General features: G+C 64.0%; 24 protein-coding genes and 1 riboswitch. Of the genes, 20 read left to right on the top strand and 4 right to left on the bottom strand.

Translation table 11 applies throughout. The annotated features are described in order from the left end of the window. The first annotated feature begins 328 nt into the window (after positions 1-328). The 19 genes from ftsH (at position 329) to K940_RS0103080 (ending at position 19,199) form a co-directional block, all read left to right on the top strand. Entirely contained in the window at positions 329-2,779 is a 2,451-nt protein-coding gene (ftsH, locus tag K940_RS0103170; protein ID WP_028476334.1) for an ATP-dependent zinc metalloprotease FtsH, read from the top strand. A 200-nt stretch (positions 2,780-2,979) separates the two neighbouring features. Next, positions 2,980-3,591 (top strand): GTP cyclohydrolase I FolE, encoded by a 612-nt coding sequence (gene folE / locus K940_RS0103165; protein ID WP_196812088.1) that lies wholly within the window; start codon positions 2,980-2,982, stop codon positions 3,589-3,591. A 62-nt stretch (positions 3,592-3,653) separates the two neighbouring features. Next, positions 3,654-4,511 (top strand): dihydropteroate synthase, encoded by an 858-nt coding sequence (gene folP, locus K940_RS26745; protein WP_051406839.1) that lies wholly within the window; start codon positions 3,654-3,656, stop codon positions 4,509-4,511. Next, the gene (gene folB / locus K940_RS0103155; protein WP_081706112.1) at positions 4,508-4,942 is read left to right on the top strand and encodes a dihydroneopterin aldolase; all 435 of its coding nucleotides are present in this window, start codon (positions 4,508-4,510) and stop codon (positions 4,940-4,942) included. Before folP ends, folB begins: the two co-directional genes overlap by 4 nt. 58 nt (positions 4,943-5,000) lie before the next feature. Continuing rightward, on the top strand, positions 5,001-5,537 hold the full coding sequence (gene folK, locus K940_RS0103150; RefSeq protein WP_028476331.1) for a 2-amino-4-hydroxy-6-hydroxymethyldihydropteridine diphosphokinase: 537 nt from the start codon (positions 5,001-5,003) through the stop codon (positions 5,535-5,537). Continuing rightward, positions 5,534-6,010 carry a DUF3180 domain-containing protein gene (locus tag K940_RS0103145; RefSeq protein ID WP_028476330.1) on the top strand — a complete coding sequence of 159 codons (477 nt, stop codon included), beginning with the start codon at positions 5,534-5,536 and terminating at the stop codon, positions 6,008-6,010. The genes folK and K940_RS0103145 overlap by 4 nt, the downstream gene beginning before the upstream one ends. Before the next feature lie 69 nt (positions 6,011-6,079). Beyond that, positions 6,080-7,003, top strand: coding sequence for a DUF6779 domain-containing protein (locus tag K940_RS0103140; protein WP_081706111.1), 924 nt, complete (start codon positions 6,080-6,082; stop codon positions 7,001-7,003). A 188-nt stretch (positions 7,004-7,191) separates the two neighbouring features. Further along, positions 7,192-8,088, top strand: coding sequence for a Rossmann-like and DUF2520 domain-containing protein (locus K940_RS0103135; protein ID WP_028476328.1), 897 nt, complete (start codon positions 7,192-7,194; stop codon positions 8,086-8,088). Next, positions 8,088-9,053 carry a pantoate--beta-alanine ligase gene (gene panC, locus K940_RS0103130; RefSeq protein ID WP_028476327.1) on the top strand — a complete coding sequence of 322 codons (966 nt, stop codon included), beginning with the start codon at positions 8,088-8,090 and terminating at the stop codon, positions 9,051-9,053. The genes K940_RS0103135 and panC overlap by 1 nt, the downstream gene beginning before the upstream one ends. 13 nt (positions 9,054-9,066) lie before the next feature. After that, positions 9,067-9,486, top strand: coding sequence for an aspartate 1-decarboxylase (gene panD / locus K940_RS0103125; RefSeq protein ID WP_028476326.1), 420 nt, complete (start codon positions 9,067-9,069; stop codon positions 9,484-9,486). A gap of 17 nt (positions 9,487-9,503) precedes the next feature. After that, on the top strand, positions 9,504-10,292 hold the full coding sequence (locus tag K940_RS0103120) for a type III pantothenate kinase (RefSeq protein ID WP_028476325.1): 789 nt from the start codon (positions 9,504-9,506) through the stop codon (positions 10,290-10,292). 172 nt (positions 10,293-10,464) lie between these two features. Beyond that, positions 10,465-11,064, top strand: coding sequence for a cysteine dioxygenase family protein (locus K940_RS0103115; RefSeq protein WP_051406816.1), 600 nt, complete (start codon positions 10,465-10,467; stop codon positions 11,062-11,064). Then, a complete protein-coding gene (locus K940_RS0103110) occupies positions 11,064-11,495 on the top strand; it encodes a rhodanese-like domain-containing protein (protein ID WP_036527312.1) in 432 nt (143 codons plus the stop codon). Before K940_RS0103115 ends, K940_RS0103110 begins: the two co-directional genes overlap by 1 nt. A gap of 261 nt (positions 11,496-11,756) precedes the next feature. Next, positions 11,757-13,256 carry a lysine--tRNA ligase gene (lysS, locus tag K940_RS0103105; protein WP_028476322.1) on the top strand — a complete coding sequence of 500 codons (1,500 nt, stop codon included), beginning with the start codon at positions 11,757-11,759 and terminating at the stop codon, positions 13,254-13,256. 113 nt (positions 13,257-13,369) lie between these two features. Then, on the top strand, positions 13,370-13,729 hold the full coding sequence (locus tag K940_RS0103100; RefSeq protein WP_028476321.1) for an Lsr2 family protein: 360 nt from the start codon (positions 13,370-13,372) through the stop codon (positions 13,727-13,729). Positions 13,730-13,877: 148 nt separating this feature from the next. After that, the gene (locus K940_RS0103095; RefSeq protein ID WP_036527311.1) at positions 13,878-14,528 is read left to right on the top strand and encodes an FHA domain-containing protein; all 651 of its coding nucleotides are present in this window, start codon (positions 13,878-13,880) and stop codon (positions 14,526-14,528) included. Between the two features lie 216 nt (positions 14,529-14,744). Next, positions 14,745-15,656 carry a triacylglycerol lipase gene (locus K940_RS0103090; protein ID WP_081706109.1) on the top strand — a complete coding sequence of 304 codons (912 nt, stop codon included), beginning with the start codon at positions 14,745-14,747 and terminating at the stop codon, positions 15,654-15,656. A gap of 291 nt (positions 15,657-15,947) precedes the next feature. Next, on the top strand, positions 15,948-18,506 hold the full coding sequence (locus tag K940_RS0103085) for an ATP-dependent Clp protease ATP-binding subunit (RefSeq protein WP_028476318.1): 2,559 nt from the start codon (positions 15,948-15,950) through the stop codon (positions 18,504-18,506). 246 nt (positions 18,507-18,752) lie between these two features. Continuing rightward, positions 18,753-19,199, top strand: a complete 447-nt coding sequence (locus K940_RS0103080; RefSeq protein ID WP_028476317.1) for an OsmC family peroxiredoxin — start codon at positions 18,753-18,755, stop codon at positions 19,197-19,199. Between the two features lie 64 nt (positions 19,200-19,263). On the opposite strand, the gene K940_RS0103075 is transcribed toward K940_RS0103080, so the two are convergent. From K940_RS0103075 to mhuD, 3 genes are all read right to left on the bottom strand, one after another. Continuing rightward, positions 19,264-20,055 carry a CbtA family protein gene (locus tag K940_RS0103075; RefSeq protein WP_028476316.1) on the bottom strand — a complete coding sequence of 264 codons (792 nt, stop codon included), beginning with the start codon at positions 20,053-20,055 and terminating at the stop codon, positions 19,264-19,266. Then, positions 20,046-20,243, bottom strand: coding sequence for a CbtB domain-containing protein (locus tag K940_RS0103070; protein WP_028476315.1), 198 nt, complete (start codon positions 20,241-20,243; stop codon positions 20,046-20,048). Before K940_RS0103070 ends, K940_RS0103075 begins: the two co-directional genes overlap by 10 nt. Before the next feature lie 29 nt (positions 20,244-20,272). Beyond that, a riboswitch (cobalamin riboswitch) is annotated at positions 20,273-20,425 on the bottom strand. A gap of 72 nt (positions 20,426-20,497) precedes the next feature. Continuing rightward, complete coding sequence (mhuD, locus tag K940_RS0103065; protein WP_028476314.1) at positions 20,498-20,812, bottom strand: mycobilin-forming heme oxygenase MhuD; 315 nt, start codon at positions 20,810-20,812, stop codon at positions 20,498-20,500. A 59-nt stretch (positions 20,813-20,871) separates the two neighbouring features. On the opposite strand from mhuD, the gene K940_RS0103060 reads away from it, so the two are divergent. Further along, entirely contained in the window at positions 20,872-21,618 is a 747-nt protein-coding gene (locus tag K940_RS0103060; protein WP_028476313.1) for an alpha/beta fold hydrolase, read from the top strand. A gap of 41 nt (positions 21,619-21,659) precedes the next feature. On the opposite strand, the gene K940_RS26740 is transcribed toward K940_RS0103060, so the two are convergent. Further along, positions 21,660-22,610 carry an A/G-specific adenine glycosylase gene (locus tag K940_RS26740; protein WP_304412479.1) on the bottom strand — a complete coding sequence of 317 codons (951 nt, stop codon included), beginning with the start codon at positions 22,608-22,610 and terminating at the stop codon, positions 21,660-21,662. Between the last annotated feature and the right edge of the window lie 74 nt (positions 22,611-22,684).

Raw genomic sequence — 22,684 nt, 5'->3', positions numbered from 1 at the left:
CTCGCGTGTTCGGTGATAGGTGAACTACCGCCTCCCAGCTCGTCGTACCCGCCGTGATGTTGTGTCGTCGCTCACGATAGGCCGAACATGCCATGATTGTTGCCACTTGGAGGAAGCCGGACGTGGAGACGTCGGGAACCACCGGTGGCCCCTGTCCGTTTACCTCCTTAACTGCACCTGCAGCCCAACTGTGCGATGTGTCGAGTAGACCGTACGCGGTAACGTGGCATGTCCGCATCCGAATCCTTGCGGAACCGGACGCGTCGAACGCATCGCTAGGCAAGGACCGGAGACACCGGAAAGGACTGGCCGTCACGGCCGACGCTCTATGAACCGCAAGACTGTGTTTCGCACCCTGGCCATAGTTGCGGGCATCGTGCTCGTGATCTATGCGTTCAGCCATTTCGGCAATGACACGCGGGGCTGGAAGAACGTCGATACCTCGGTCGCTCTGAGTCAGCTCGAGAACAAGAGCAACGTCCAGAAGGTTCAAATCGACGACCGTGATCAGCAGCTACGCATCGAACTGAAGAACGGTAACGACGCCACCGACGGTGAAACCAAGATCTTCGCAAAATATCCGGGCGGCGGCGAGACCTCTGCGCAGATCTTCGACGCTGTGAAGAACTCCGGTGCCGACTACGACACGGTGGTCAAGCAGGAGAGCTGGTTCACCCAGATCCTGTTGTTCGTCATACCGATGGTCATCCTGTTGGGGCTGTTCGTGTTCGTGATGGCACGGATGCAAGGTGGCGGCCGCGGCGGCATGATGGGCTTCGGCAAATCGAAGGCCAAGCAGCTGTCCAAGGACATGCCCAAGACGACCTTCGCCGACGTGGCCGGAGCCGACGAAGCGGTCGAAGAGCTCTACGAGATCAAGGACTTCTTGCAGAATCCGGTTCGCTACCAGGCCTTGGGTGCGAAAATCCCCAAAGGGGTTCTGCTCTACGGTCCGCCCGGCACCGGTAAGACGTTGCTGGCTCGTGCGGTCGCCGGCGAGGCCGGCGTACCCTTCTTCACCATCTCCGGCTCGGACTTCGTGGAAATGTTCGTCGGCGTCGGCGCTTCTCGGGTGCGTGATCTGTTCGAGCAGGCCAAACAGAACAGTCCGTGCATCATCTTCGTCGACGAGATCGACGCGGTCGGCCGGCAGCGCGGCGCCGGGCTGGGCGGTGGCCACGACGAACGCGAGCAGACCCTCAACCAGCTGCTGGTCGAGATGGACGGATTCGGCGACCGCACCGGCATCATCCTGATCGCGGCTACCAACCGCCCCGATATTCTCGATCCGGCGTTGCTGCGACCAGGTCGATTCGACCGACAGATTCCGGTCAGCAACCCCGATCTCGCCGGGCGTCGCGCCATTCTGCGTGTGCATTCACAAGGCAAGCCGATTTCGCCGGAGGCCGATCTGGACGGTTTGGCCAAGCGCACTGTCGGTATGTCCGGCGCGGATCTGGCCAATGTGATCAACGAGGCGGCTTTGCTCACTGCTCGCGAGAACTCTGCGGTGATCACCGGCGACTCGCTCGAGGAATCGGTCGACCGAGTCATCGGCGGTCCCCGCCGCAAGAGCCGAATCATCAGCGAACACGAGAAGAAGATCACCGCATACCACGAAGGCGGACATACCCTTGCCGCCTGGGCGATGCCGGACATCGAGCCGGTGTACAAGGTCACCATCTTGGCGCGAGGCCGTACCGGCGGCCACGCCATGACGGTGCCCGAGGACGACAAGGGTTTGATGACTCGCTCGGAAATGATTGCGCGCCTGGTCATGGCGATGGGTGGCCGTGCCGCCGAGGAATTGGTGTTCCACGAGCCGACCACCGGCGCATCCTCCGATATCGACCAGGCCACCAAGATCGCCCGTGCAATGGTCACCGAGTACGGCATGAGTGCCCGGCTCGGTGCAGTCCGCTACGGTCAGGAGCAGAGCGACCCGTTTCTCGGCCGTTCCATGGGAATGGGCTCGGAATACTCGCACGAGGTGGCGGGCGCGATCGACGAAGAGGTTCGCAACCTGATCGAGGCCGCGCACACCGAGGCGTGGGCGATCCTCAACGAGTACCGCGACGTGCTCGACGACCTGGCCACTGCCCTATTGGAACGGGAGACCTTGCACCGCAAGGATCTCGAGCAGGTCCTTGCGGCGGTACAGAAGCGTCCACGCATCACTACATTCGATGATTTCGGTGACCGAGTGCCCTCGGACAAACCGCCGGTGAAGACGCCGGGCGAACTGGCCGCCGAACGCGGTGAATCCTGGCCGCCGGAGCCGCTGACGAAGCCGTTGACCGCGGCCACGCAGCGCGAGCAGCAGCCCGCCAACGGCTATCCGCCGCACGATGATGGTCGTGGCGCTGCACCGCAGTACGGGGCGCCCGGCTACCCGTTGCCGCCGTCGTCGGCTCCTGCCTACCCGCGCTCGGGGACACAGGGCTCCCGCCCTGATTACGGCGCTCCTGCGGGTTGGTCGGCACCCGGCTGGCCACCGCGAGACGAGCCGCCGCGGCCCGCGCAAGCCGGCGGCTGGGATCCACCGCAGCACGCTCAGCCCGTCTACCCGCAGCGGGGCGGTCCGGAAGATCACGACCACACCAGACAAGCCGACCACGCCGGGCACGGTGATCAGGCCGGCTACGGCAATCGTGCGGGCTATGGCGATCCCGCGGGCTATGGCGATCGTGCGGGCTATGGCGATCGTGCGGGTTATGGCGATCGAGCAGGCTATGGCGATCAGGGTTACGACGAGCCACGTCGCGAATCCGACCGGTGAGGATTGCGCCGGCGGGTGAAATAGGGCGATAGGGATAGACCGAACGGTCGATTCCGAGGTATGCCGATTAGTCTCGACTGTGGGGCGCCCAGCCTGCCGACGCCCCAGGAGTTTGGAGGTGTCCTCGATTGTCGGCCAACAATCACGACGGTGGCCACACCCTTACCGAGTCGGAGGGTGCACGGCACCGCGGTGTCGACATCGGTACCGCCGAGCGCGGACCGGTCGCTCTGCACACCGGCACGTCCTTCGACCAGGACCGCGCCGAGGCCGCGGTTCGGGAGTTGCTGATCGCCATCGGCGAGGATCCGGATCGGCCGGGCCTTCGTGGCACGCCCGCGCGGGTCGCGCGCGCCTACCGAGAGACGTTCGCCGGCCTCTACGTAGAACCGGATTCCGTGCTGGACACCACCTTCGACGAGGGGCACCAGGAACTGGTATTGGTACGGGACATTCCGCTGTTCTCCACCTGTGAGCATCACCTCGTCTCGTTTCACGGGGTCGCCCATGTCGGCTACATTCCGGGCCCGCACGGTCGGGTGACGGGCCTTTCCAAGTTGGCCAGGTTGGTCGATCTCTACGCCAAACGCCCGCAGGTACAGGAGCGTTTGACCAGCCAAGTAGCTGATGCCGTCATGCGCAAGCTGGACCCGCGAGGGGCGATTGTGGTCATCGAGGCCGAACACCTGTGCATGGCGATGCGCGGAATTCGCAAACCGGGCGCCAGTACCACCACGTCCGCCGTGCGCGGACTTCTTCAATCCAATGCTGCCTCGCGCGCCGAGGCGCTGGACCTCATCGTACGGAAGTGAGTGCCGCTCAGGTGAACGATCTCGTCGGCGCGGGTGCGCGCGACGGTCGCCCGTGTGCGGTGATGGGGGTGGTCAACGTCACCGGCGATTCGTTTTCCGACGGCGGCAGATATCTGGATCCCGACGCAGCCATTGCACATGGTGTTGGGCTCTATGCAGCCGGCGCGGACATCATCGATGTCGGTGGTGAGTCGACCAGACCGGGTGCGGTTCGCATCGCGGCCGAGGTCGAGGCCGCGCGAGTGCTGCCGGTTATCCGCGGGCTGGTCGCGGCGGGCGTACCGACCAGCGTGGATACCATGCGTGCCTCGGTGGCAGCGGCGGCGATCGAGGCGGGAGCGATGGTGGTGAACGATGTCTCCGGCGGGCGTGCCGACCCCGACATGGTTCGGGTGGTGGCCTCCGCTGCGGTTCCATGGATTCTCATGCACTGGCGTGCGGGCGCCGGCTACCGACACACCAGTCCTGCCGATCACTATGACGATGTCGTTGCCGAGGTGCTCGCCGAGTTGACCGTTCAGGTCGACTCGGCCGTCGCTGCGGGGGTGGAACCCTCCCGCCTGATCCTCGACCCTGGTCTGGGTTTCGCGAAGAACGCCGAGCACAACTGGGCGCTACTCGGTGCACTGCCCGATTTCGTCGCATCTGGGCTACCGATCTTGATCGGTGCGTCGCGCAAGCGCTTCCTCGGCGCATTGCTCGCCGACGACGCCGGTCCGCGTCCGCCCGACGGTCGTGAGACGGCAACCGCAACCATTTCGGCGCTTGCCGCGCTCCACGGAGCGTGGGGTGTACGCGTGCACGACGTACGCGCGTCATTGGATGCGATCAGTGTCGCCGCCGCGTGGCACGGTGCCGCTCGGCAGCGTGCGGCCCAGCACGACGCCGACCGATCCAGAATTCGAGGAGAGCACCGATGAGCCGGTCACCGGTTGGCGTCGAAGCAGTCGCGCCCCTATCCGATCCGCGGCGGAGTGGAACGGATCGGATCGAACTGCGTGGCCTACGCGCTCATGGGCATCACGGGGTGTTCGATCACGAACGCCGCGATGGTCAGGAGTTCGTGGTCGACCTGACGGTATGGGTCGATTTCACCGCCGCCGCGGCGTCCGACGACTTGGCGGACACTGTCGACTACAGCGTGTTGGCCGAGCGCGCGGTCGGCATCGTTCAGGGACCTGCGCACCATCTGATCGAGACCGTGGCGGCGCACATCGCCGACGATGTGCTGGCCGATCCCCGGATCGAGTCGGTCGAGGTGGTCGTGCACAAACCAGCGGCGCCGATTCCACAGTCGTTCACCGATGTTCGGGTAGTCGCGACACGCAGTCGTCGGGGTCGCGCCGAATGAGCGAATACGCAGTCGTGGTGGTTGCGCGCATCGAGTCGGTCCGAGCGCAGGAGGGTCCATGACCCGTGCGGTGCTGTCCATCGGATCGAACCTGGGTGATCGGCTCGCCCACCTGCGGTCCGTTGTCGACGGATTGGGCCATCGAGTGATGGCCGTTTCCGCGGTGTATTCGACTGCGCCCTGGGGTGGTGTCCCGCAGGAGGACTACCTCAATGCCGCGGTGCTGGTGGAAGATTCGGCCTTCAGTTGTGCGGACTGGTTGCGGCGGGGTCGAGACCTGGAGGGCGCCGCCGGTCGGGTTCGCAGCACACGCTGGGGGGCACGGACGCTCGATGTGGACGTGGTGTGGTGCGCGGCGGTACGCGACGGTCGGCTGGCAGCATGTCGAAGTACCGATCCGGATCTGATTCTGCCGCATCCGCAGGCGCATCGCCGAGCGTTCGTGCTGGTGCCCTGGCTGGACGTGGCTCCGGACGCGGTAATCGAAGTCGAGGGCAGGTCGTATGCTGTCGTGGATCTGCTGGCGCGCATGGACTCGACCGAGCGCGCGGGAGTACGCCGCACCGAGTTCTCACTGACGGACACGTCGCTGTGAAACCGAAGCCGACTCGCATCCTCGATCTGGTGGCGAACGTGCTCGTCGCGACGATCGTCGCCTGGATCGGCACCAGGTTGGCATATGACACCTTCCCGCCGATCTCGGTCTTCGCCGGGGCGTCGCTCTATCCGGTGGCTGTCCTCGAGGTACTACTCGCTTTCGTGATCCGAGCCAGGGTCGGCGACGATCAGATCGGCGATGGTCGACACCAACTGCATCCGATCACGGTTGCTCGCGCCGTAGCGCTGGCCAAGGCATCGGTGCAGGTGGGCTCCGTCGCTGGCGGCATCTGGCTCGGATTCCTGTTGTGGGTCTTTCCGCAGCGTGGCGCACTGCGTGCCGCGGCTGCCGACAGCCCAGGCGCGATCGTGGGGATGCTGGCGGGGGCAGCTCTGGTGGCCGCGGCCCTTTGGCTGGAGTATTGCTGTCGAGCGCCGGAGGATCCATCCAATGATGTAGCTACCACATAGCTAGTGCCTCGAACGGGATCGCGAAACAGAACCTGGGCGTGGACTGCTGTTTTGGCTACCCTGGCTGGCATGGTTTCACCCTCCCGTAACAGCACGTCCCGTCGATGGTGGGACGCAGCGGGAAGGGTGTCCCTGGGCGGCTTGATCCTTTTGGGCCTGCTAGCCAGCATTTTTCTGGTATTCAGCGAGAATGTCCAGTTCGTCCGTGTGGGGTTGGTCGCGGCGCTGTGGGCCGCAGCCATCGGCGCACTCGCCGCGACGAAGTACCGCAAAGAAGCGGCGATCGGCTCGGCCAAGGCTCGCGATCTACAGACCGTCTACGAGTTGCAACTGGAGCGGGAGGTCACTGCTCGACGCGAGTACGAACTCGGCGTCGAGGCGAGAGTGCGAGCGGAGGTGGGTGCCGATGCGGACCAGCTCACGGCGCTGCGAGCCGAACTCGCGGTGTTGCGGCAGAGCCTGCAGCGATTGTTCGACGGAGGCCTGCCGCAGGATCGCCCGGCCCTGCGAGCAGATGCGACCAGAATTCAGGAGCTGACCGGCTCTGGCACGGTATCGGCGAATGATAGCTCGGCGGACGCCAAGATATGGGCCGTTGTCGCCGACCAGCAACCGCCCGGCGGCACCACACCGGTTTTCGAGCCCGACCATCCCGCGCCGCCGGCCTTCGCCAGCCCTTTCGACGAGCCGGTCACCGCAGAGACCGATGTGGTCTCCCCGGAGGACGGCGAAATCCCCGGACCTGCTGGGCCGGTGGAATCGCGCGGCTGGGCGGACTCCGGTATCGCGCCGGGTGCTGCGTCACCCGGTCGCCGCACGACCGCGCCGACCGTAGCGTCCCAATCACGGCCGACGAACGCGCCCACAGTGGGAATACCAGGCCGTCGGCAGCATCGACGTCGGGGCGGCAGTGACGATGCCACATCGTCGCGCCGGTTGTCCGTTGCCGAAATCATGGCCAACCTGCAGTCCGAGGACGGGCAACAGCGGTGATCGCGGTCGCGTGTCGACACGGAACTGCGTTCTAGATCACGCTCCCTGCTCTGGCATCCGCAATCTGTGTGTCGATATCCTACGGGGCGTACCGTCCGGTACCCGCAGAGCGGGACTGGAACGACATCGAGAGGACAACGGTGACCTCGAGAAGGGTTGATTTCGATGCCGTGACCGCGGGTCGCGACATGGCCCCTGCGCGTTTGACGGTGGGAATCGTCTCGGCAGGACGCGTGGGCTCTGCGCTGGGCGCAGCACTGGAGCGAGCCGGACATGTGGTGTTCGGCGTGTGCGCGATTTCCGATGTCTCGGTGCGTCGCGCTCGGACGCGACTGCCGGATTCGGAGATCCTGTCGATCGAAGAGGTCGCTGCTCGCAGTGAGCTGTTGCTACTGGCCGTTCCCGATGCCGAGCTCGCCGGCCTGGTCCAAGGTTTGGCCCGTGCGCGTGTCGTGCGACCGCGCACGATCGTGGCGCACACGTCGGGAGCGAACGGTGTCGGTGTGCTCGCTCCCCTCGCCGAGGTCGGCGCCGTTGCACTGGCCATCCATCCGGCTATGACCTTCACCGGCCACGACGAAGACCTGCGCCGTTTGGCCAACGCATGTTTCGGCATCACCGCCGCCGACGAAGTCGGCTACGCGATCGCACAGTCGTTGGTGATCGAAATGGGTGGGGAACCGGTCAGGGTGCCCGAGGACAGTCGCATGCTGTATCACGCTGCGCTCGCACATGGCAGCAATCACCTGCTGACGGTGGTGGTCGACGCGTTGGCCGCGCTACGTGTGGCGTTGGACGGTCCCGGACTGCTCGGTCAACAGGAAATCGACGATCAACCGGGGGGGCTGGCCGAGCGCTTGCTCGCTCCTTTGGCTTCGGCCGCGCTGGACAACGCATTGCGTCGCGGCCAGTCGGCCCTGACCGGCCCAGTAGCCCGCGGCGACGCGGACGCAGTGGCTGCGCATCTATCGGCTATGGCCGCAGTGGATTCGCGGCTGGCCGAGGGATATCGTGCGCTCTCGCTGCGCACTGCCGAACGGGCGGATGCCGCCCCCGCGATCTTCGAGTTGCTGGAAGGACATTGATGTTCGAACCGAAACCGGGCGCCTACGCGCCCGGGAAGCTGACCGTGCACCACGATCCCGCAGCTCTTGCCGCCGTTTCCAGTGCCCTGCGAGGTGTCGGTCGTACTGTCGCTCTGGTTCCGACCATGGGTGCGCTGCACGAGGGCCATCGTGCGCTCGTGCGTCGGGCCAAACGGACCAATCAGGTTGTCATCGTATCGATTTTCGTCAACCCTCTGCAGTTCGGCGCGGGCGAGGACCTCGACAGTTATCCCCGAAGCCTGGACTCCGACATCGAGCTGCTCCGCGCCGAGGGAGTCGAGTTGGTGTTCGCGCCGAGCGTGTCCGACATGTACCCGAACGGCTCGCGCACCACGGTGCTTCCCGGTCCACTCGGCGTCGAACTGGAGGGCGCCAGTCGCCCAGCTCATTTCGCAGGCATGCTCACTGTGGTTGCCAAACTGCTCCAAATCGCCCGCCCGACCGAGGCGTTCTTCGGTGAAAAGGACTATCAGCAACTCACGCTGATCCGACAGCTGGTCGGTGACTTGAACTTCGATGTGAAGATCACCCCGGTCGCGACGGTACGTGAGCCCGATGGATTGGCCCTGTCCTCACGCAACCGTTATCTCGACGCGGCACAGCGCGAGTCGGCGCTCGCGCTGTCGGCGGCATTGATGGCGGGCATGTACGCCGGGGGATCGGGTGCGGCCGCGGTGCTCGCGGCGGCTCGGCAAGTACTCGATGCTGCGAGCGGTATCGAACTCGACTATCTGGAGTTGCGCTCGGCCACGTTGGGTCCCGCGCCCGCAACAGGGAATGCCCGACTACTGATTGCGGCAAGGGTAGGGGACACCCGGCTGATCGACAATGTCGCCGTCGTTCTCGATGCTCCGACCGACAGTCGGCCGGTCTCTGGTTCGCGGCTTGTTGCGAACTCCGCTCGAGCGGCGTCCGAGCCCGCTCTGCTCCCACCCGTGAACTAGAAAGGGCGATGCCTTGCTGCGCACAATGATGAAGTCGAAGATCCACCGGGCGACCGTGACACACGCCGATCTGCACTATGTCGGCTCGGTGACGGTGGACCAGGATCTGCTCGATGCCGCCGACCTATTGGAAGGCGAGCAGGTCTGCATTGTGGACATCGACAATGGGGCCCGGCTCGAGACCTATGTCATCGCCGGCGAGCGGGGGTCCGGAGTGATCGGGATCAACGGGGCCGCGGCGCACCTGGTCCATCCCGGGGATCTGGTCATCGTGATCGCCTACGGTCAGCTCGACGAGCAGGAGTTGACCGAGTACGACCCCAAGGTCGTGTTCGTGGACCAGCGAAACCGTCCGGTGGAGCTGGGTTCGGACCCCGCGCATGCCCCAGAGGGCTCGGGTCTGACCTCGCCGCGCAGCCTGTCGGTCGTCTGAGAACCGGCGACCGAGACATGTTGTTGGCCATCGATGTCCGAACCACCAGTATCGAACTCGGGCTCTTCTCCGGCAGCGGGGCCCATGCGACACTGGTGCGGCACTGGCGGATGCATACCAACTCGCTGTTGACCGCCGATGAATTCGCGATGCAGGTACGTGGGCTGGTCGGTGCGCAGTTGGACGAAGTGATCGGCGTCTGCGCGCTCTCGACGGTCCCTCCGGTGCTGCGGGAACTGCGCGGAATGTTCCGCCAGTACTGGGGGCATGTACCACACGTATTGGTGGAACCCGGCGTGCGTACCGGGATTCCACTGTTGGTCGACAACCCGAAGGAAGTAGGCGCGGACCGAATCGTCAACTGCCTCGCGGTCCATCAACGGTATTCGTCCCCGGCGATTGTCGTCGACTTCGGTACGGCGATCTGTGTGGATCTGGTTTCCGAGAAAGGGGAGTTTCTCGGCGGAGTCATCGCCCCAGGCGTGGAAGTCTCCATGGAAGCGTTGGTGGAGCGCAGTGCATTGCGGCGTGCCGAGTTGACCAAACCGCGTTCCGTGCTGGGGAAGAACAGCATGGAGTGTCTGCAGTCGGGGGCGGTGTTCGGTTTCGCGGGGTTGGTCGATGGGCTGATCGATCGGATTCGCGACGAGTTGGCGGCATTCGCCGGTGACGACGTCGCCGTGGTGGCGACCGGCGCGACCGCTCCGCTGATCATCCCGGAGTCCGAGACCATCGACAACCATGATCCCTATCTCACGCTGACTGGGCTGCGGTTGGTCTTCGAGCGCAACCAGCGCCGCAGGTGACGTGCCGTACACGGCGTGATGAAACGGCCACGTGTAGAAACTGCACAGCATCCTGATACGATGCGTTGGTGTTCTTCATGAGTGCGCAGGAGTGTTGTCGAGGCTGACCGGCCTCGACCGATCGAGGCCGACCATCTGACCTCGACCGACACAACCTCCTGGAGATTCGCTCATGCGTTCTTCGCAACGTCCTGTATTCCCGCTATTCGGTGCCTCTGCGTCCACCGTGCCGTTGGACCGGCCATCTGGACTCGTCTCGCCCACCCGGTGGCGTCTGGCCGATCTGGTGTGTTTGACCGACGTCTACTCCGAAGGAATATCGGCCGACTTCTACGATTCTGTACGCGGCGATCGGTCGGCCGATACGCGTTGGGCGATCAGACTGTCGGTCGAAGACGAGGTCGACGTGTGGTTGATCAACTGGGCGCCAGGCGCCTCGACCGCGCTCCACGACCATGCTGGATCCCTCGGTGCGCTCACCGTGCTCAGTGGTGCACTGTCCGAATACCGCTGGAACGGAACCGAACTACAGCGCCGCACCCTGAGCGAGGGTGATCGAGCAGGATTCCCGATCGGTTGGGTACACGACGTCACGTGCATGCCCACCGGTGCGGTCGGCGATACCGATTTCACCGCGCCCGCCGTTCGGACGCTCAGTGTGCACGCGTATTCTCCGCCGCTCACTGCCATGTCGTATTACGAGGTGACCGTTCAGGGCACTCTGCGGCGCACCCGAACTGTCCTTACCGATGAACTCCAGGGTGATCGGTGATGAACCACTCGACCATCGCCCGAAGGTCGGCGAACACGCAGACCCACCTGAACCGCGTATACGCCGGCGAACTGCCCGACGCGGTGGCTAGGGGCGCCATTCTGGTGGATATCCGGCCGCAGGCACAGCGTGGGCGGGAGGGGACCCTACCCGGTGCTTTGGTAATCGAGCGCAATGCGCTGGAATGGCGGTTGGACCCGTCGAGTTCGGCTCGGTTGGCCCTGGCGACCGATCATGATGTGGAGTGGATCATCGTCTGCTCCGAGGGCTATGTCTCGAGTTCGGCCGTTGCAGCGCTACAACGACTCGGATTGCGCCGGGCAACCGACCTCGTCGGCGGCTATCGGGCATTGAAGGCGACCCGGATGCAGCACGTCGCTGTCGGCGCGGCCCACTTCGCGCGTGAGGTCGCCGCGCTTGCCTCTCTGTAATTCTCCGGTCGCTTTCTGTCTCGAAATACCGCACTCTGCAGCTGTTTTCGACCTCAATCTATGCACGCACGCTATTTTTCGGTCTTCGCACCCGCAGTCCGGCCGTATCCGAAAGCTCAACCGAACCGAGACCGTTTCGTTACTGCGGGCCAAAGTCCGGGCGGGCCGCAAAACGATTTTTGGTGCACGCTAGTGTTGTGCGACGTGAGCACTCCGAACTCTGCATCATCGAGCGTGTCGACATCGGATTCGAGCCCTGCCATAGGGTCCGACACCGACGGCGCGCCAGAGCAGATACGGATTCGGCGAGACAAGCGTCGGCGACTACTCTCGGCGGGCGGTGAAGCCTATCCGGTCGCCGTCCCGCGCACGCATAGCCTGGCAGAAATTCGGGCCGCATATCCGGACTTGCCCGCGGACGCTACGACCGGCCATGAGGTCGGCGTTGCGGGCCGTGTGATTTTTATGCGCAATACCGGCAAGTTGTGTTTTGCCATGCTTCAGGACGGCGACGGAACCAAGCTGCAGGCGATGGTCGGACTCAACGGCGTCGGCGCGGATGCGCTGGCCTCCTGGAAGGCCGATGTCGATCTTGGTGACTTCGTTTTCGTGCATGGGGAAGTCATCGCCTCGCGGACCGGGGAGTTGAGTGTCATGGCCGACTCCTGGCTGATGGCGGCGAAGGCGCTGCGCCCACTGCCCGTGGCGCACAAGGAGATGAACGAGGAATCACGGGTAAGGCAGCGTTATGTGGATCTGATCGTGCGCCCGGAGGCCCGGGAAATGGCGCGTACTCGGGTCGCTGTGGTGCGTGCCCTACGCGCGGCGCTCGAGCGTAGGCAGTTCCTCGAGGTAGAGACCCCGATGTTGCAGACGCTGCACGGCGGGGCCGCGGCCCGACCGTTCGTTACGCACTCGAATGCCCTGGAAATGGACCTCTACCTGCGCATTGCGCCCGAACTCTACTTGAAGCGCTGTGTAGTCGGTGGCTTGGAACGGGTTTTCGAGATCAATCGGAACTTTCGCAACGAAGGTGCGGACTCCACGCATTCGCCCGAGTTCGCGATGCTGGAGACGTACCAGGCGTATGGGACCTACGACGACTCGGCGGTGATGATCCGCGAATTGGTGCAAGAAGTTGCCCAGGAGGTGTTCGGTACCCAGGTGGTGACTCTGGCCGACGGCACCGAATACGATCTGCGTGGCGAGTGGGCGACTGTCGAGATGTACCCTTCGCTGTCGGATGCGCTGGGTGTCGCGGTCACCCCGGAAACATCGATCGCCGAATTGCGTGCGCTTGCCGATCGGGTCGGGCTGGAAATTCCGCAAGACAAGGGCTATGGTCACGGAAAAATCGTCGAGGAACTATGGGAACACCAGTATGGCGACAAGCTGTACGCGCCAACTTTTGTGCGCAACTTCCCGGTCGAGACGTCTCCGCTGACGAGGCAGCATCGCACGCTGTCGGGTGTCACGGAGAAGTGGGATCTCTATGTGCGCGGCTTCGAGTTGGCAACGGGCTATTCGGAATTGATCGATCCGGTGGTCCAGCGCGAACGGTTCGCTGCCCAGGCGCGGTTGGCCGCGCAAGGCGATGCCGAGGCGATGGTGCTGGACGAGGACTTCCTGGCCGCGATGGAGCATGGCATGCCGCCCACCACTGGAACCGGTATGGGAATCGATCGCTTGTTGATGGCTCTGACGGGATTGGGAATCCGAGAAACGATACTGTTCCCAATTGTGCGTCCGGTCACTAGGTGACCAGTACTGCAAAGAAGCGACTCCGTGTTGGAGTTTCCGGAATTCGGGGTATTCTTATCTCGGGTAATCGGCCCAGTATACGGGTCGCACGATTTCGAGAGGACGTTCATCTCATGGCAAAGAAGGTCACCGTTAGCCTGATCGACGATGTCGACGGTGAGTCCATAGCGGACGAGACCATTGAGTTCGCGATCGACGGTGTGTCATACGAGATCGACTTGTCGTCGGCAAATGCAGCGAAGCTTCGCGATGGTTTGGACGAGTGGGTTTCGAATGCGCGTCGAGTCAGTGGTAGGCGTCGGGTCAAAGCTTCCTCGGCTGCATCCGGTGCTCCCAAGAGTCGGGTCACCATCGACCGGGAACAAAGTGCGGCAATTCGCGAATGGGCGCGTCGGAATGGGCACAAGGTGTCCGCGAGGGGTCGTATCTCTGCCGACATCACCGATGCGTACAACAAGGCCGCGAAGGGATAGTTCAATTGTCGTCCGCCGTCCTGGCGAGTCGTGTGACGCCGGGACGGCGGTGTTGTTTTGTGATAGAGCTTCGAACACGGGCGACAGCGATCTTGCCCGGGGATACCCGGACGCGGCACCATGGAAACGTGCGACAGTCACTGGCGGCATGGAGAGGTTGAGAGGTATCGGGGCAGTGCCAGGATTCGTCGGATCGTTTTTACGCTTTACCGATGACGCAGGTCGGCAGCAGGAGTTCGTGCTCGCACCGGAGCGTGGCCGCGTCACGATCGGGCGTTCTTCGCATGCGGATCTCGCCCTGAGGTGGGACGCAGAGGTCTCTCGGCTGCACGCGGCGATCGAATATCTCGGGGCACACTGGACCATCATCGATGACGGTCTGTCCCGCAACGGCACCTTCGTCAACGGCGATCGCCTTGCCGGTAGGCACAGACTGATGGCGGGCGACATCATCCGGGTGGGTACGTCCCGGGTTTCTTTCCACGAATTCGGGAGTGTGACCGATGACGTGACGCGGACGTCTCTCGCTTCGATTCCCACGGCACGTTCGCTCACCGCGACGCAACGCTCGGTATTGGTCGCGTTGTGCCGGCCTTACAAGCATGGGGCGGGTTTCGCCACTCCGGCGTCCAACCAGCAGATCGCCGAGGAGTTGTTCCTCAGTGTCGACGCGATCAAGACTCATCTGCGTACGTTGTTCGCCAAGTTCGGAGTGGAGGATCTGCCACAGAACCAGAAACGGGTTCGCCTGGCCGGACTGGCCATGCAGAGCGGGTTGATTTCCGACCGGGACTTGTAGGCCTTCGTCCTTTTGTCGGGTCGAGCTACCCCGACAGCCGCAACGGTACGGAGGCGTCAGCTCGAAATCCGGTCGGGTTCTCACCAGACCGGAGGCATTTGCTCCTAGTTCGCTGGAGCGCAGTCGGTGCCTGGATGGTGCGGTATCGTTCTAGAACAGGTTTCAAATGTGGAGGTTGCCGTGCCCCGTATTCGATGCTGGTCTCTGCTCGTCGTAATGCTTGTCGCCGTTTCCGGTGCCATGTCCGGCGCCGCACATGCCCAGCAATATCCAGTCGAATACGACTTCTCTGTCGGAACTCTGGCCGAGATAGCGCATCCGGGCGGGTCGTTGCCCGGCGCCAACGACTGGAACTGCCGACCTGGCGCCGCACATCCGAACCCGGTGGTCCTCACCCACGGCACCGGCGGTGGAAAGCAGACCAATTGGGGCGTCTACGTGCCGTTGTTGGTCAACAACGGCTACTGCGTCTATGCGGATACCTTCGGAAACTACGACATACCCTGGCCCGGTTCGGCCATTGGTGGGATGCTTCCGATCGAGCAGAGCGCCGGGCAGCTCGCGGCATTCGTCGACCAGGTGCTCGCCGCGACCGGCGCCGCTCGGGTCGATATCGTCGGCCACTCTCAGGGCAACTTCATCGGAAATTACTACGTCAAGCGGCTCGGTGGAGCGGCAAAAGTGGACAAGTTGGTCGCATTGGCGCCTCCGTGGCTGGGCACCGACGCCGGGTTGGAGGAGGTCCGTGAGTACCTCGGGCTCCTGGGTGTGCGGGAGGCATACGACGCTGGCATCGAGGCACTGTGCCGATCTTGCGTGCAATTCTCGCCGAACTCGGATTTCGTCATGGCGCTCAATGCGGATGGCGTCTATCACCCGGACGTCGCATACACGAATATCGTGACGGCTCGGGATGAATTGGTGGTCCCGTACACCGCGGGGTTGGTGGACGGTGTCGGCGTCACCAACATCGTGGTTCAAGACGGTTGCCCGACGGATTACAGCGAGCATGCGGGTCTTGTGGGCAGTCCCCGGGCGGCGGCCTTCGCGCTCAATGCACTCGATCCAGCGCACCCTCGCCCGGTGCCGTGCAGTTATATCGCTCCATTCACCGGGAGGCCGTCCTGACCCACGCGGTCGTCCTGAACCGATCGCTGTCCCGCGACCGTCCGGCCATCCGTTCGCTGAGGGCAAAACCTGGTCGGAAACGAATCCCGCATCGCTCACGTTATGAGTGAATGACGGTGCCGTCGGCTGTCGCCAATAGGGTGGACGGGCGGACGGCAGCATCCCCCGCCAACTACAGTGGAGGAGGGGGCCGCAACCCCCCGGGCTTCATGGCAGGCTGACGCCCACGGTTGTACACAACGCACTGCGGCGTCTGTTGCCAGAATGTCGGAGCAGGAGAGTGAGGGAGCGATGTTCGAGAGGTTCACCGACCGCGCGAGGCGTGTCGTTGTCCTGGCCCAAGAGGAGGCCAGGATGCTCAACCACAACTACATCGGCACCGAGCACATCCTGCTGGGGCTGATCCACGAAGGCGAGGGCGTCGCAGCCAAGTCGCTGGAATCGCTCGGTATTTCGCTGGAGGGCGTGCGCAGCCAGGTGGAGGAGATCATCGGCCAGGGGCAGCAGGCTCCCTCCGGTCACATTCCGTTCACACCGCGGGCCAAGAAGGTGTTGGAGCTGAGCCTGCGTGAGGCCTTGCAGCTCGGCCACAACTACATCGGCACCGAGCACATCCTGCTCGGCCTCATTCGTGAGGGCGAGGGCGTGGCTGCGCAGGTGTTGGTGAAGCTCGGCGCCGATCTCAACCGCGTGCGTCAACAGGTCATCCAATTGTTGTCCGGATACCAGGGCAAGGAGCCGGTCGAGTCGGGTTCGCGCGGCGAAGCGGGTACTCCGTCCACGTCACTGGTACTCGACCAGTTCGGCCGAAACCTCACCCAGGCTGCACTCGAGGGCAAGCTCGACCCGGTCATCGGCCGCTCGAAGGAGATCGAGCGTGTCATGCAGGTGCTCAGTCGCCGCACCAAGAACAACCCGGTGCTGATCGGCGAGCCCGGCGTCGGTAAGACCGCCGTTGTCGAGGGTCTCGCGCAGGCCATCGTCAACGGTGAGGTGCCCGAGACCCTGAAGGACAAGCAGCTCTATACCCTCGATCTGGGTTCGCTGGTCGCCGGCAGTCGCTACCGCGGTGATTTCGAAGAGCGCCTGAAGAAGGTGCTCAAGGAGATCAACACGCGCGGCGACATCATTCTGTTCATCGACGAGCTACACACCCTGGTCGGCGCAGGCGCTGCCGAGGGAGCCATCGATGCGGCGTCGATCCTCAAGCCCAAGCTGGCCCGCGGTGAGCTGCAGACCATCGGTGCGACCACGCTCGACGAGTACCGCAAGTACATCGAGAAGGATGCCGCTCTGGAGCGCCGCTTTCAGCCGGTGCAGGTGGGTGAGCCCACCGTCGAGCACACCATCAATATTCTCAAGGGTCTGCGCGACCGCTACGAGGCGCACCATCGAGTTTCCATCACCGACGGCGCTTTGGTCGCTGCCGCCACTCTGGCCGACCGGTACATCAACGACCGCTTCCTGCCGGACAAGGCGATCGACTTGATCGACGAGGCGGGCGCTCGGATGCGAATTCGTCGTATGACCGCCCCGCCGGACCTGCGTGAGTTCGACGACAAGATCGCCGAGGCACGTCGGGAGAAGGAATCGGCGATCGACGCGCAGGATTTCGAGAAGGCTGCGCGGCTGCGTGACAAGGAAAAGCAGCTCGTCGCCAAGCGTGCTGAACGCGAAAAGCAGTGGCGCTCAGGCGATTTGGATGTTGTCGCCGAGGTCGATGACGAGCAGATCGCCGAGGTGCTGGCGAACTGGACCGGCATTCCGGTGTTCAAGCTCACCGAGGAGGAGACCACCCGGCTGCTCCGTATGGAGGAAGAGCTGCACAAGCGGATCATCGGCCAGGAGGATGCCGTCAAGGCTGTCTCCAAGGCGATCCGCCGCACACGGGCTGGTCTGAAGGACCCGAAGCGTCCGTCGGGTTCGTTCATCTTCGCCGGACCGTCCGGTGTGGGTAAAACCGAGTTGTCCAAAGCGTTGGCGAACTTCCTGTTCGGTGATGACGACGCGCTCATCCAGATCGATATGGGCGAGTTCCACGATCGGTTCACCGCCTCGCGGCTGTTCGGTGCGCCCCCGGGATACGTCGGCTACGAAGAGGGCGGCCAGCTCACCGAGAAAGTGCGTCGCAAGCCGTTCTCCGTGGTGTTGTTCGATGAGATCGAGAAGGCACACCAGGAGATCTACAACACCTTGTTGCAGGTCCTGGAGGATGGTCGCTTGACCGATGGCCAGGGCCGGACGGTGGACTTCAAGAACACAGTGCTGATCTTCACCTCGAATCTCGGCACTGCGGACATCTCGAAGGCCGTCGGCTTGGGCTTCTCGCAATCCAACACCGAGGGTTCGAACTACGAGCGGATGAAGCTCAAGGTCAACGACGAGCTGAAGAAGCACTTCCGGCCGGAGTTTCTCAACCGTATCGATGACGTGATCGTTTTCCACCAGCTCACCACCGAGCAGATCGTCGAGATGGTGGACCTGATGATCGGTCGCGTAGCTACTCAGTTGAAGAACAAGGACATGGCGATCGAACTCACTGCGCCGGCGAAGAACCTGCTGGCCAAGCGTGGATTCGATCCCGTACTCGGTGCTCGTCCGCTGCGGCGCACCATTCAGCGCGAGATCGAGGACCAATTGTCGGAGAAGATCCTCTTCGGCGAGATCGGTCCCGGACAGACCATCTCCGTGGATGTGGAGGGCTGGGATGGCGAGGGCTCCGGCGAGGATGCCAAGTTCACCTTCACCGGCAAGGCCAAACTGACCAAGGCCCCTGCCGAGGAGAAGCCGGAGGTCGTGTTGACCGGCGCCACCGAAGGCTCGGCAGAGTCGGCGGCCAGCGGCGAATAGATTTCACTCGACCAGAGGGTCTCGGTTCCACCGAATCGGTGGAACCGAGACCCTCTGGTCGTTGTGAAGCCGGACTCTCCCATGGAGATAACTGTTTGATTGCCGTTGGGGGTGACTACTCGTGATGGTGCATTGGCCAAACCATTGCCCATGGGCTTTGGGATTGGCCGACCGGTGGTCCGCCGATGGGCGGACGAGGGTAGTTTCGTGCCGAGTTGTCGGACGTTCATCAGCGAAAGGACCGTGATGCCCACACGTACCGCGCGCACCGCTTGGACCGGCACCCTGCACCAGGGCTCGGGTCAGGTCGAGCTGACCAGTTCAGGCATAGGGAAATACGATGTGTCGTTCCCCGAGCGTTCCGCTGACACGGCGAATGGTACGACCAGTCCGGAGGAATTGCTTGCGGCCGCACATTCGTCGTGCTACGCGATGGCGCTCTCGGCGCAGATTGCCAACGCAGGCGGTGTTCCGGATAGCCTGGACATCACCGCGGACGTAACTCTCGGCCTGGACCCGGTGGGTGGTTTTCGGATCACCGCGGTCGCATTGAAGGTCCGTGGTCGCGTCCACGGTATCGGAGCCGATGCGTTTCAGGCTGCGGCCCACGCCGCGAAAGCGGGTTGCCCATTGAGCAAGGCGTTGGCGAGCGTGGATCACATCGCCCTCGACACGGCGGCCGTTGCGTACTGACCACCGCCTCGTCCCCGCGCACTCGAAGCGCGGGGAACGGGGCGACCAGCCTGGCGGGCGCGGATCAGGCTACCGATGTGGTCGCTCGATTTTCCGGCGTGCGGGCTCGTTCCGAGAACTCGGTGAGGGCCGCGAAGCCCAACGCAAGGCAGGCCCACAGCGTCGCGGTCTGGGCCAGCGATGCCACTCGGAACTGCCACAGCAACGTAGCGGGGAAATCGGTGCCCACCTCGTTGGCGCCCGGCAGGACGATGTAGCCGACAGCCGTCACGAGAACGAATGCGGCAACGCCACCGATCAACCCGAGCGTGGGCAACATTCGACCGCGTAGGACCCGAAACGCCCCCACCGCGGCAGCCACGGCCGCGATCCCGAGCAATACTGTTGCCAGCCACAGCAGCGTCCGCTCGTTCATGGTATCCGGATTGCCCACTGCCGGCGGATTGGCCGGATACTTGAAGAACGGCACCGCCACGATCGCCGCCCAGCCGGCAGCGCCCAGAACCATTGCCAGCAGTGGCCCGGGCAGCGACGTATAACGCCGCACGACATGTGCAACCGAAGAGTACAAGGCACCGAGGGCAAGTCCCGCCAGTCCGAGCGCTAGGAACTGCCCGAACTTCTGGCCGGTGCGGCTTACCAGTGCTTCACCCTCACCATGGGAATGCCCACCCGATGATTCGCCGTGATCGGAGTGGCCGTGCTCGGATGCGGAGCCTGCCTCTTCGAGAGCTATCGCGGCATCCAAATGAGGTTCGCCGATGAAGTATCCGACTGTCGCGGCCACGATCCCGGCGACCAGACCGGCCAGCAGGCCCCGCATGAGCAATGTGGCCAGCGAGCCGCTCAGTGGCACGGAAGCCCCAACAGATGGCGGCCGTCGTGCATCAGCTCGTGGAGAAACATCCCGCTGCGCGAAATCACGCCCTGGTCGAATCCGACCAGGTAGAGCGTGAGCAACGCGAGCACGACGGCACTTGCTATGACAAGGGCGCCGGATAGCGGCGATTCGGATGCCCTGCTGGGTGAATAGGCGATAGCCATTCGAGTCCTCCTCGGGATACGCGTCCCATCGGGTGGTGGCGCGACGGTGCCGGTGTCTGGCTTTCCGGCACCGGACTCGGTGCATGGAACACAGTGGCGCGACCGCTCCGGAATTTCACCGGAATTACCGCATCACCCTCGCATTTGTCCCTCGAACTGTGACATCTATAGACGCCCGGCGTCAACAGGCCCGGCATGGCGGCTGCGGTTGGGCCCGCCGGCCGGGCGGTTCGCGTGGACACCAGGCGTCTGGGTCAGCTCGCCGGTTTCGCGGCGACGTCGAGTACGACCTCGAACTCCAGTAGCGATGCGCCGGTCGCGACCGGCTTGCGCGCTTCGCCCGCATGTGCTTCACGCGCGGGTCCATCCCGCCACGCGGCGAAGGAATCCTCCGAGTCCCACTGGGTGACAACGAAATACCGGTTCTCTCCGGCGACCGGGCGTAGGAGCTGGAAGCCGAGGAAACCAGGTGAATTCTCGACGGTATGCGCACGATGGGCGAACCGCTTCTCCAATTCGGGGCCGGCGCCTTCTGGAACCTCGATTGCGTTGATCTTCACAACAGCCATGCCCCCACGCTAGCGTTCGCCGCCCGACATCCGCCCGAGTATCTCGTATTGTCGAACTGATGTTGCATGACGAAGGCGGAGCAGGCGTCCCGATTTTGCTACTGCACGGCTTGATGGGCAGTGCGCGCACATGGTCTGCCCAGCTGGATTGGTTGCGCGGATTCGGTCACGTCTACACCTTCGACGCAGCGGGCCATGGCAGGCCGGCGCCTGTGGAGCCGACCACCGAGGCCTTCGTCGCAGATCTGTCCGCGGGCATCGCGACGATCACCGAGCCGATGGTGGTGATCGGGCATTCGATGGGTGCGTTGCACGGATGGATGTTCGCGGCCACGAGACCGGAGCGGGTCCGAGCGTTGGTGGTCGAGGACATCGCCCCCGATTTCACCGGGCGCACGGCCGCCGACTGGGCCGCGATGATCGAGCTGTGGCCACAACCGTTCCCCGATGCCGAGGCGGTGCTCGAGTATTTCGGACCGGTGGTCGGGCGGTATTTCCTGAACTCGTTGCGGTACGAGGTCGACGGGTATCGCCTGCACGGCTCGGTGGCGACCTTCCGCGGTATTTCCGAGGAATGGGGGTTGCGCGACTTCTGGCAGCAATGGCGCGCGGTGCGGGTGCCCGTGCTGCTGTTGGAGGCGGAGCATGGAATCACCCCGCCGGGGCAGATGCGGCAGATGGCCGCCACGCACCCGGACGCCGAGCATGTCCTCGTTCCAGGCGCGGGGCACCTCGTCCACGACGAAATGCCCGAGCGCTACCGGACCGAGGTGGAGCGCTTCTTGCGACGAGTGCTCGTCGACTGAGCGCCTCGACCGGGTCCGAGTGTCGCCACCTGCGCGCGGGTTCAGCGCTGTTCGGGAATGTGTCGTTCAGGGGCGGTATCACCTTCCCCTGGCGGATCACCTTCCCCTGCCAGCGCGAACAGTCCAGCCGCGGTTTGTTCGACCAGGCCATCGGTCAGTAGCGAATCCAACGCACGGTCACGCTGACCGGGGTCACGGGTCCACGCCAGGTCCAGGCATATCCGTTCTACCGGCCCACCGGCCAGCCGCAACACCTCGAGTAGGCGCCCGCGAGCCTGGCGGTCGGTGCCGTCGTACTTCTGGCCACGGCGGACGATATCGGACGCCGGCCGGCCCGCGGCGACCCACGCGCAGCTCGTGAGTGGGCAGCGCGTGCAGTCGGGAGTGCGTGCGGTGCACACGGTGGCCCCGAGTTCCATCAAAGCTGCAGAGAAGACGGTGGCCAGTTCGACCCGGCGTGGCAGCAGGGCCTCGGTTTCGACGAGGTCGCGCGCCGACGGATTGCCCGCCGCGGCGCGTCCGTGGACTGCCCTGGCAACTACGCGACGGACGTTGGTATCGACCACTGGAACACGTTGGCCGTAGGCGAAGCAGGCAATCGCGCGGGCGGTGTAAGCGCCGATGCCGGGCAGGTCGAGCAGGAGGTCCACCTCGGCGGGCACCTCGTCGTGGTATCGGGCAGCCAGTACGCCGGCGCACTCGTGTAGCCGCAATGCGCGGCGAGGATAGCCCAGCGTGCCCCAGGCGCGAAGTACATCGGCGGGGGAGGACGCGGCCATCGCCGAAGGCACCGGCCAACGCACCACCCACTCACGCCAGACCGGTTCGACCCGCGCCACCGGGGTCTGTTGCAGCATGACTTCACTCATCAATATTTGCCAAGGGGTGACCGTGGTGGTGCGCCAGGGGAGATCGCGCGCGGCCTGGCGATACCACGTCACCACAGCGTTGACCTCGATATGCCGCGGTGCTTCGACCTGCGCTGTCCTCACCGTTTCCACCCCGTCACCGACGTCCGAAGTTGCTCACTTGTAACCAGTCATATTCGCCAGTTACGCAACCTTTG

Source organism: Nocardia sp. CNY236 (genome assembly GCF_000482385.1).
GTDB lineage: Bacteria > Actinomycetota > Actinomycetes > Mycobacteriales > Mycobacteriaceae > Nocardia.
This window is presented reverse-complemented; position numbering and strand designations above follow the sequence as displayed.

Bases quoted from the DNA above. Each gene is read 5' to 3' on its own strand.
- ftsH (WP_028476334.1), top strand. From the start codon at position 329: ATGAACCGCAAGACTGTGTTTCGCACCCTGGCCATAGTTGCGGGCATC.
- folP (WP_051406839.1), top strand. From the start codon at position 3,654: ATGGGGGTGGTCAACGTCACCGGCGATTCGTTTTCCGACGGCGGCAGA.
- folB (WP_081706112.1), top strand. From the start codon at position 4,508: ATGAGCCGGTCACCGGTTGGCGTCGAAGCAGTCGCGCCCCTATCCGAT.
- folK (WP_028476331.1), top strand. From the start codon at position 5,001: ATGACCCGTGCGGTGCTGTCCATCGGATCGAACCTGGGTGATCGGCTC.
- K940_RS0103140 (WP_081706111.1), top strand. From the start codon at position 6,080: ATGGTTTCACCCTCCCGTAACAGCACGTCCCGTCGATGGTGGGACGCA.
- K940_RS0103135 (WP_028476328.1), top strand. From the start codon at position 7,192: ATGGCCCCTGCGCGTTTGACGGTGGGAATCGTCTCGGCAGGACGCGTG.
- panC (WP_028476327.1), top strand. From the start codon at position 8,088: ATGTTCGAACCGAAACCGGGCGCCTACGCGCCCGGGAAGCTGACCGTG.
- K940_RS0103120 (WP_028476325.1), top strand. From the start codon at position 9,504: ATGTTGTTGGCCATCGATGTCCGAACCACCAGTATCGAACTCGGGCTC.
- K940_RS0103115 (WP_051406816.1), top strand. From the start codon at position 10,465: ATGCGTTCTTCGCAACGTCCTGTATTCCCGCTATTCGGTGCCTCTGCG.
- K940_RS0103110 (WP_036527312.1), top strand. From the start codon at position 11,064: ATGAACCACTCGACCATCGCCCGAAGGTCGGCGAACACGCAGACCCAC.
- K940_RS0103100 (WP_028476321.1), top strand. From the start codon at position 13,370: ATGGCAAAGAAGGTCACCGTTAGCCTGATCGACGATGTCGACGGTGAG.
- K940_RS0103095 (WP_036527311.1), top strand. From the start codon at position 13,878: ATGGAGAGGTTGAGAGGTATCGGGGCAGTGCCAGGATTCGTCGGATCG.
- K940_RS0103090 (WP_081706109.1), top strand. From the start codon at position 14,745: ATGCTTGTCGCCGTTTCCGGTGCCATGTCCGGCGCCGCACATGCCCAG.
- K940_RS0103085 (WP_028476318.1), top strand. From the start codon at position 15,948: ATGTTCGAGAGGTTCACCGACCGCGCGAGGCGTGTCGTTGTCCTGGCC.
- K940_RS0103080 (WP_028476317.1), top strand. From the start codon at position 18,753: ATGCCCACACGTACCGCGCGCACCGCTTGGACCGGCACCCTGCACCAG.
- K940_RS0103070 (WP_028476315.1), bottom strand. From the start codon at position 20,243: ATGGCTATCGCCTATTCACCCAGCAGGGCATCCGAATCGCCGCTATCC.
- mhuD (WP_028476314.1), bottom strand. From the start codon at position 20,812: ATGGCTGTTGTGAAGATCAACGCAATCGAGGTTCCAGAAGGCGCCGGC.
- K940_RS0103060 (WP_028476313.1), top strand. From the start codon at position 20,872: ATGTTGCATGACGAAGGCGGAGCAGGCGTCCCGATTTTGCTACTGCAC.